The following is a 6868-nucleotide window of genomic DNA, read 5'->3' as shown; positions in this document are numbered from 1 at the left end:
TAGTTCATGTTCTGATTCTCCTTATGTAGGGGTGGTGTGGTAACTTCATTCTACACGAATCAGTCATGGGCTATTTTTTTATTCTCTTAGCAGCTGTCGCACTTCATATTACAATCCGTCATAAATTAAAACGGGTATTACTGAATGTAATTGGGAATGCGCTGAAGTATATGGACAAGCCGAACCCTTTAATCCGTTTTTCTCTGCAAGTGGATAGTGAATGGGTGACTGTTGCAGTGAAGGATAATGGAATGGGTATTGATGCCGAAGCTCTTCCACATATCTTTGAACGGTTTTATCGTGCAGAGCCTTCTCGGAACCTATCGACAGGCGGTAGTGGACTTGGTCTTGCGATCGCTCGTCAGATTATTGAAGGGCATGGCGGGTCGATATGGATGGAAAGTGAACCAGGTGTGGGATCAAGCCTGTTCTTTACTTTAAAGCGCACGACCGAAGAAGGAGGATTTCATTCGCATGACACGGATTCTGATTATTGAAGATGAGGCAACGATAGCGCAATTGGAAAAAGATTATTTTGAGCTGAGCGGTTTTGCCGTTGATATATGTCATACAGGTTCTGAGGGGCTTGGGCATGCTCTTGGAGGGGATTACAATCTTATTATCGTAGATTTGCAGTTACCTGGCATCGATGGTTTTGAATTATGCCGCCGGATTAGGGAGGCGAAGGAAGTACCGATCTTTATCGTATCTGCGAAGAAAGAGGAGATCGATAAGCTTCGGGCGTTTAATCTTGGAGCGGATGATTATATTACGAAGCCCTTTAGTCCAAGTGAATTAGTAGCAAGAGCGAAGGCGCATCTAACTAGATATGAACGCATGCTTAGTAAGCTAGAACCTATGGAGAAGCATGAGATCCAAATCCGTGGAGTTCATATCGATAAAAATTCCCGCAGGGTGTTTGTACGTAATCATGAGGTTTTGTTTACCGCGCGGGAGTTCGATGTACTGGTCTTTTTAGCGAGTCATCCGAATCGGGTATTCAGCAAAGATGATCTATTCGAACGGATCTGGGGGATGGACTCCAGCGGGGATATCGCAACGGTTACGGTTCATATTCGCAAAATACGGGAGAAACTGGAAGCGGACCCCTCGAATCCACAATATATTGAAACGGTGTGGGGTGCGGGATACCGGTTTACGGTGTAATGGCGTTTTTCTTGAAGATTTTCGATAATTTTAAGCTCTGGTTAATACTTTATTAATAAATCGTTTCTGGGGAGTTTATTTCTTTCCATTATCATTTAGTTATAAACATGAACAACAAATAACTTAATGATCTTAGGGGGAAATATAGTGAAAATCGTAGCTAAAAAAGCAGCAGCATTCATGGTCGCAGCAACACTAGGTGCAACCTATTTACCTTTTGGGGTGTTAAATGTACAAGCAGCACCTGCATCAAGCCATAAGGGGATATCCGCAGCAGCATCTAAGTTATCAGATAAAGAAATTCAAGAAGCCGTTGAAGTGCTTGCGGGACTAGGTGTGTTACAGGGTTATGCAGATCATTCGATGGGTGTACACCATCCAATCAATCGTGCAGAATTAGTGAAAATGGTAGTACTGACCTTTAAATTACAAGGCGCCGAGGAGAACATTGCTCCATTCACCGATGTGAATTCGAACGTATGGTATTACAAATATGCGTCAGTACTTGTTGGTTTAGGGATAATGGAAACGGTAGATGGTAAATTTAACCCTAATGAAACGGTAACGGATGAAGAGCTTGTGCAAGTAGTATCGAAGGCGCTAAAGCGTGACGTCTTATCGGTTAAGTACTGGGTTAATCAATTGAATTCTACTGCTGAACCCGCAACACGTGGAGAAGTAGCGGCCTTACTGAATACAGCACGTAAAGCAATGCCTTCCGATAAAGCTCAAATTACAAGTGTGAAATCGATCAATGAAATTACATTAATCGTAACCTTGGATGCTTCTTTGACAGCTGAGAATGAGGTGTTTGCTAAAGCAAAAGAAGATTTTGTATTCAATGACGGTCTAACCTTGACGAATATGCCGCGGCTGAAATCGGGTTCTGTTGCAACGTACATTGTTCCTACATCGGTGCAAAAAGCTGGAACAACCTATAACTTATCGTACAAAGGTAAGAATGCAGGATCATTTGCAGGAAACGCAGCCAAGGTGGATATGACAACAACCACTCAGGTAACCAACGATACCTTTGAGATTGAAGCACTGAAAACAAATGGGGTCATTGACTATGGATATGTCATCTCTGCATACAGTGGTGGTCGTGGTGCTAACGCATTTGTTTTGGATGAGAACAACAGAACAAATGGCATTACGTATCAAATCATTCCTTCCATGCAAGGTAGACAAGTAACAATTACACCAGAAGGTGGGGCATCCATCGTTGCCAAGTATGTTCCATTTACACAATCAACAGATGGTAAGATTGAGCCGAAATTCCGACTTCCTGAAGGACAAGTCTTGAAACCGGGCGTGAAATATACTATAACGTCGGACTGGGCTAATATTGCAAATCCATCATTCGAAGCAAAAGAAATAACTCCACTGCAAATCTCTGGTGCGGAAGCTGTTAGCGATACATCCATCAATGTATCCTTGGCTCAAGACCCTGGCGATGAATTGATTTCGGGTCGTAGTGTACAACTAACCGCTCCAAACGGAGACAAATGGGTTGCAACCTATAAATTCTCCAGTCGTAAAGGTGCCGTAGGTGTATTCGATATTACGAATAGCGGTAAATTGGCTGCTGGGACAGTGTATACTGTAACACCACTAGGCGCATGGGCAACTTCTCAAGCCACATTCACTTCGAAATAAGGTGAGTCTACATGAAAGGTGTTGAAAGTCATGCGCTTTCTCGTCTTGACACTCCTTCTCTTTATATCAGGATGTCAGACAGATGATTTCAAGGTGTTAGACAACCAAGGGCAGCAATCAACTCAGGAGGTGAGCAATGAAATGGACAAATTGAACCAAGACTGTTAACTGCTGCACGTCAAGGAGATAAGGAGCATATAACAAAACTATTAGCAGATGGTGCAGATATTGATGCTACAGACAATGATGGTAGGACGTCCGCTATGATCGCTGTACACACGAATCAATTGGATATATTCAAATTATTGCTTGAAAAAGGCGCCGACATTAATATTCGTGACAATCGCTCGGATAATCCGCTTCTCTACGCTGGGGCTGAAGGTATGCTTGATTTTGTAAAGATATCTGTTGCTGCAGGCGCTGATACATCCATTCTGAACAGGTTTGGGGGAACCGCCCTTATCCCTGCTGCTGACCGCGGTCATGTAGACATTGTGGAAGAGCTTCTTACAAGTTCTGATGTCAATATTGATCATGTCAATAATCTGGGTTGGACTGCATTACTTGAAGCGATCATACTGGGCGATGGCGGGAAGGCACATCAGACTATAGTGGAATTGTTAATTCAGCATGGTGCTGACATTCAACTTGCGGATTCTAATGGAATTAGCCCCTTACAGCATGCACAAAATAGGGGTTATCAAGAAATGGTTGAGATGCTAATGAATAAACGTAGTGAGTCGTTATAATTGTAAGAAAAGGAAACTCCGATCAATTTGGAGTTTCCTTTTCTTTGTCCTTTAAATACAGGATTACTTAACTCCACAGACCTCGTAATATAGTATAATCAGACTATAATATTCAATAGTGGAAGATGGGAATATAGCACTATTAAATTTATCGAAGAATGAGGCGTGCATGAGGACTTCGGAGAATAAGATTAAGTTAAGTCATTTATTATACATAGTAGTATTTATCGGTCTGTTGATTGTTGTGCGATGGGGCTGGCATAATCATTTTTCGTTGTCCAATCCACCTGCTGTGAAGCAAGGTGTGTTAGATTTACGTGGAGTGGATATTGAATCACTAAGCTCCTTTCCGCTGGATGGTGAATGGGAATTCTATCCTGAACAATGGGTGAATGCTACCAATATTGACAACGCTACGAAAGGGCAGAGGCTTCAGGTGCCGGGTAACTGGACTTCTAAATTCAATCCAGCAGATCAAGAGAAGGCATATGGATACGGAACTTATCATTTGCGTATTCTGCTGAATCAACCCTTGTCTGAGCCGCTTAGCTTTTGGTTCCAATCGGTCTATACTGCTTCTGAAGTGGAGATTAATGGAACAGTCCTCTCACGATTCGGTAAGTTATCTGAAGAGAAAAAAGGTCATATTTCTGCCGCGAAGTCATTCCTGATCAGTTATTTACCGACAGATCAGAACCAAATGGATCTATTTGTTCGAACGTCAAATTTCGGGTCTCCGTTAAAAGGAGGCATTGTTAGGTCTGTAGAGTTTGGCATTCAACATGAGATAGATTCAGTCTACTGGAATTCCATTGGCTTGCAGCTAATTGTAGGGGTATTGCTTTTGATTCACGGGCTCTATTTACTGATTATTTATTTGATGGATGTGCGAAAAACAGAGTTGATTATTTTCTTTTCGTTGATGGTCGCAGCAGCTGTATCTATTGGGGTTGAACATAATGGACTATTGTTCCAGTTTCTTCAAGTTGATTTTGCCTGGACATTGAAGCTAAAGGTTCTTTCATATATAGGGTTTTGCTTGTTCTTGTTCCTGATGGGAAGAGAGCTCTTTGGGAACCTGCAGAAAGGTAAGGCTTTTTATAGTTATATCCTTTCACTCCTCGGTTTTACTCTATTTATAATCTTTGGTCCAGAAGAGACAGTGCTGTTTTCGATCGAAAAAGGGGTCTATATGATCCTGTATTACATTCCAGTATTTTGGACGGCTTATTATTTTATGAAAATGGTATTTATTCAAGCTGAGGGAGCTCTATTTTTATTATGTTCAGTACTAGCTGTGATTAATAACATAATGTGGGCGTCTGTCTATTACGCAGGAACCTCACAATTTATGTTTTATCCAGTAGATTTAATTGCTGCACTTGCCGCTTTTTCTACCTATTGGTTTAGGAGATATTTTTATCATTCCCATCAAAATGTGTTACTGAATGCCCAATTGGCTGAAGCCAACAAATTAAAGGATCGTTTTCTGGCCAATACATCTCATGAACTACGGACTCCCTTGCATGGGATTATGAATATTGCTCAGAGTGTGTTAACAAGAAAGAAACATGTACTGGATGAAGAGAGTCAACGTGACATGGAACTGCTAATCATGGTCAGTCGGCGGATGTCGCTCATGCTGAATGATTTGCTAGATGTAGTGAGATTGCAGGATAAACGGATTGTGATGAACATCAAGATGGTGCAAGTAAGGTCCTTGGCTGAGGGCGTGCTGGATATGTTACGCTTCCTGACCGGTGGGACTAAGGTGGAGCTTCGCATGGACATTAATGAGGATTTGCCGCGTGTATATGCTGATGAGGAGCGATTGGTACAGATTCTGATTAATCTAGTTCATAATGCGCTTAAGTTCACCGAACAGGGAAGTGTTGTACTGTCAGCAGAACAAGTGGATGGGCAGGTATGGATCCATGTCACGGATACAGGAATTGGTATGGATGAGGCACTGAGAAAGCGTGTATTTATGCGTTATGAACAAGGAGCTTACGGTGAAGGTGGTATCGGTCTGGGTCTTAGTATTTGTAAAGAGTTGGTTGAGCTGCACGGTGGTGAATTATTATTGCAATCGCAACCGGGCAAGGGAAGTAAGTTTAGCTTCAAATTACCTGAAGTCAATGAGAGTTTACAGTCTTCCATTTCTGATGCCCAACTAGAAAAGAATACAGAAGCATTGTCACCATTTAGCTCATGGATCACCGCTGAGGCCTCTACTATGGTGGCCGCCACATATTCCACGAAGGAAGTAGAGCCACTCACGAAGCTTGATACAGACGCTGATATTATTCGTGTTCTGGCGGTTGACGATGATTCGGTCAATTTAAAAGTTTTGCAAAATATTTTGTCAGATGGAACCTATCAGATGGTGACTACGACTTCTGCACGTGAAGCCCTGGATAAGTTAAACCATGATCGATTCGATCTGATCATCGCTGATGTGATGATGCCGGGGATGTCTGGTTATGAAATGACAAGATTAATCCGCGAGCGGTTTACGATGTATGAATTGCCTATTATTCTACTGACTGCACGCAGTGAGCGGGAAGATGTCTATGCAGGCTTCTTGGCTGGAGCAAACGACTATGTTACCAAGCCGGTAGATGCAATGGAGTTGAAGTATCGTGCCTTATCCCTTTCATCTATGAAGCGAGCAGTCAATGACCGGTTGAGGATGGAGGGTGCTTATTTACAAGCGCAGATCCATCCACACTTTCTCTTCAATACACTGAATTCGATCATGTCCTTAAGTGACTTTGATACTGCAAAAATGAGAGAGCTATCAGATGCGTTCACAACTTATCTACGCATTAGTTTTGACTTCTTAAATGCAGGCAAGCTCGTTACGCTGTCACAGGAGCTTGAATTGGTGGAGAATTATATATATATCCAGCAGCAACGTTTTGAGGAGAGACTCCATGTGGAATGGGAAGTAGATGCGAATCTTGAAATGTTGATGCCTCCGCTTACGATTCAACCTCTTGTTGAGAATGCTGTTCGACATGGCGTTTTAAGTCGGGCTAAAGGCGGAACACTGCGTATTCACATTGAGACACGTGCGGATGCTGTCCATTTTAACATTGTAGACACAGGGTTGGGAATGGACGAAGCTCAAGTCAGCAAGCTGCTAAATCCAAAAGGCTATAAGAATCAAGGTATTGGGCTACTTAATACGGATAGAAGATTGATACAACTATATGGACGTGGCCTGCAAATTCAAAGTATCCCTGGTTTGGGAACTACGGTGTCATTTATCATTCCTGATAAGGATTGAT

Annotated in this window: 4 protein-coding genes and 1 pseudogene; all 5 read left to right on the top strand. The window is 42.3% G+C overall.

Going from position 1 to position 6868, the window contains the following annotated elements; genetic code table 11:
- Window positions 1-122: 122 nt before the first annotated feature.
- Window positions 123-497: pseudogene (locus L1028_RS24435) on the top strand (sensor histidine kinase); the annotation flags it as partial.
- Complete coding sequence (locus tag L1028_RS24430) at window positions 475-1167, top strand: response regulator transcription factor (RefSeq protein ID WP_234540502.1); 693 nt, start codon at window positions 475-477, stop codon at window positions 1165-1167. The pseudogene L1028_RS24435 and the gene L1028_RS24430, both read left to right, overlap by 23 nt.
- 147 nt (window positions 1168-1314) lie before the next feature.
- Window positions 1315-2826 carry an S-layer homology domain-containing protein gene (locus L1028_RS24425; RefSeq protein WP_423803083.1) on the top strand — a complete coding sequence of 504 codons (1512 nt, stop codon included), beginning with the start codon at window positions 1315-1317 and terminating at the stop codon, window positions 2824-2826.
- Between the two features lie 149 nt (window positions 2827-2975).
- A complete protein-coding gene (locus tag L1028_RS24420; RefSeq protein WP_234540507.1) occupies window positions 2976-3575 on the top strand; it encodes an ankyrin repeat domain-containing protein in 600 nt (199 codons plus the stop codon).
- Between the two features lie 169 nt (window positions 3576-3744).
- Complete coding sequence (locus L1028_RS24415; protein WP_234540500.1) at window positions 3745-6867, top strand: ATP-binding protein; 3123 nt, start codon at window positions 3745-3747, stop codon at window positions 6865-6867.
- Window position 6868: the final 1 nt, after the last annotated feature.

This window comes from Paenibacillus pseudetheri, assembly GCF_924513355.1.
Classification (GTDB): Bacteria; Bacillota; Bacilli; order Paenibacillales; family Paenibacillaceae; genus Paenibacillus_AQ; species Paenibacillus_AQ pseudetheri.
This window is presented reverse-complemented; position numbering and strand designations above follow the sequence as displayed.

What these genes read in the sequence shown, in the direction of transcription:
- L1028_RS24415 (WP_234540500.1), top strand. Translation starts at nt 3,745, where the DNA reads ATGAGGACTTCGGAGAATAAGATTAAGTTAAGTCATTTATTATACATA.
- L1028_RS24430 (WP_234540502.1), top strand. Translation starts at nt 475, where the DNA reads ATGACACGGATTCTGATTATTGAAGATGAGGCAACGATAGCGCAATTG.